Origin of the sequence: Methylobacterium sp. B1 (assembly GCF_000333255.1) — a bacterium.
Lineage (GTDB): Bacteria > Pseudomonadota > Alphaproteobacteria > Rhizobiales > Beijerinckiaceae > Methylobacterium > Methylobacterium fujisawaense.
This window is the reverse complement of sequence record NZ_BACT01000737.1, coordinates 1-2,500: the sequence shown is the minus strand read 5'-3', so window position 1 is coordinate 2,500 and position 2,500 is coordinate 1. Positions and strand designations below refer to the sequence as shown.

At 69.1% G+C, this 2,500-nt stretch carries 2 protein-coding genes (1 of these 2 cut by a window edge); one reads left to right on the top strand and one right to left on the bottom strand.

From position 1 onward, the window contains the following. On the top strand, positions 1 to 1,845 hold the 3' portion of the coding sequence (locus I53_RS21650; protein WP_043354565.1) for a M23 family metallopeptidase. It extends 180 nt beyond the left edge of the window; only the last 1,845 of its 2,025 coding nucleotides appear in the window; its start codon lies beyond the left edge, outside the window; the stop codon is at positions 1,843 to 1,845. 9 nt (positions 1,846 to 1,854) lie between these two features. Here the strand turns inward: I53_RS21650 and I53_RS21645 are convergent. After that, positions 1,855 to 2,500, bottom strand: a 646-nt coding sequence (locus tag I53_RS21645; RefSeq protein WP_043354569.1) for a glutamate--tRNA ligase family protein, incomplete at its 5' end; no start/stop codon positions are given.

Sequence of the window (2,500 nt, the reverse complement as noted above, 5' to 3'; positions counted from 1 at the left end):
GCCCTCCATGTTTCCCTTCAGGGGGACGTGTCCTTCGCGGCCATTCCCGAGAAGGCGACGGTCTTGCCGCGACCGCAGCCGAGCGAAAGCGGCGCCAATATCGCCCGGAAGGGTGACCGACTGATCCGCAACCTGATGATCGCGTCGGCCAAGCAGAGTTTCCGGGCGCCCGTCACGGTTCGCCTCGGGGATCGCGAGATCATCAAGGCCAAGGCGTTCGTACGGCTCACCACACCCCTGTCGATGACGACGGGCGTTTACGCGAGCGAGCCCCCCCGCTTCGATCCGATGAAGTTCGTATCCGACGAACCGTTGGAGCGTGCCCCCGAAGCCTCTGCCGATGCCCCCGGCGCCGAGGTCACCGTGGTGAAGCGCGATCTGGCTGAGGCCGCCGTCGACCCTAACGCACCCGCACTCAGCGACGACGACGTCACCGCGCAGGTGGAGGAGGAGCGCCGCATCGCCGCCGAGGCGGGCCGTCGTGCCGCGATCCCGATCGCCCCGCAGATCATGCTGTCGCGGACGCTCCAGCAGGGCGCGACGGGGGACGGTGACGGCACGGCGCCGAAGGATGCCAACCCGTTCAAGGCGATCGAGGTGCTGGTCGTTCCCGAGAACGTCACGAAGGTCGCCAAGGTCGAGCTCAAGCCCAATGAAGCGCCCCTCGTCGAAGAGCGCGACCTCGCGCTGAAGCGCGGCGAGACCCTGGAATCGACCCTCAAGGCCATCGGCTTCGCCAGCGACGACGCGATCCGCGGCATCGTCGCGGCGCTCGGCGGCAAGGCCCGCACGGCCGCTCTCAACGAGGGCCAGCCGATGCGCGTGCAGATCGCGCCGGGCCCGCATCCCGGTGACCCGCGCCAGGTAACCCGCGTCGTGCTCTACGGCGAGAACGGCATCGAGGGCATCGCCGCCCTGAACGATCGCGGCGCCTTCGTCTCGGTGGCGCCGCCCTCCGAGGAATCCCCCTCCCCCAAGCCGCAGGCTCAAGCTGAACCCGGCGAAGACGAGGATGCGGATTCCGGTTCGGGGCCGCGGCTGTATCAGAGCCTCTACGAGACGGCCGCGCGCCACGACCTGCCGCGGGCCGCCGTCGAGGATATCGTCCGGGTGTTCAGCTACGACCTGGACTTCCAGCGCCGCATCAGCAGCGGCGACGGGCTCGACGTGTTCTACAGCACCGACGACGATGCCAGCGCCGACCGTCCGGATCTTCTCTACGCGGCGCTGACGCTCGGTGGCGAGACCCGCAAGGTCTACCGCTTCCAATCCCCGGATGACGGGACGATCGACTATCTCGACGAGCAGGGCCGCTCGCTGAAGAAATTCCTGCTGCGCAAGCCCATCGCCGACGGGATTATGCGCTCCGGCTTCGGCTACCGGCGCCATCCGGTCCTGGGTTATGCCAAGCTTCACACCGGCGTCGACTGGTCGAATCCGATCGGCACCCCGATCATGGCAGCCGGCAACGGCGTGGTGATCCGCTCCGAGATGACCTCGGGCTACGGCAACCGGGTCGAGATCCAGCATGTCAACGGCTACGTGACGACCTACAACCACATGTCACGGTTCGGCCGCGGCATCCGGGAGGGCGTCAAGGTCCGGCAAGGGCAGGTCGTGGGCTATGTCGGCTCGACCGGCCTGTCGACCGGCGCCCATCTTCACTACGAGGTGATCATCAACGGCCACTTCGTCGATCCGATGAAGATCCGTGTCCCGCGTGGCCGGGAGCTCGACGGGCGCCTGCTCGCCGAGTTCAAGCGTCAGCGGGAGCAGATCGACGCCACCATGCAGAAGTCGAAGAGCGCCACCGCCATCGCCCAGCGCGATGCGGCGGTGCGCTGAGGCGATCGCTCAGGCGAAGCCGAGTCGGGCGCGGATGTCCCCGGGGGTCTGGCCGGCTTGCCGAAGGTCGGCGAGGGATTGCGAGCCGCGCGACTTGGACAGCTTCTCGCCCTCAGCGTCGTGCAGCAGCGGGTGGTGGTGGTAGCGCGGCGTCGGCAGGCCGAGCAGCGCTTGCAGGAGCACGTGCAGGTCGGTGGCGGCCTCCAGGTCGCGGCCGCGAACCACATGGGTGATCCCCTCGGCGGCATCGTCGTGAACCACTGCGAGATGGTAGCTTGTCGGCACGTCGCGGCGCGCGATCACCGTATCGCCCCAACGCCCCGGATCGGCCGCGATCCAGCGCTCGCCCGCCTCGTCGAAGGCGACGTAGCCGAGCGTCGAGCCGGCGCCGCGCAGGGCGGCCGCCATGTCGAGACGCCAGGTATGCGGATCGCCCCTGGCGAGACGGTCCGCCACGGACACGGGGGACTCGTGCCGGCAGGTGCCGGGATAGAGCGGCACGCCATCCGGATCGCAGGGGACCTCGCCCGCAGACGCGATCCGCGCCCGGATCTGCCCGCGCGAGCAGAAGCAGGGATAGGCGAGCCCGCGGCCGACGAGCCCGTCGAGGGCCGTCCGGTAGGCATCCATATACCGGGACGACGCCGCCCGGCTC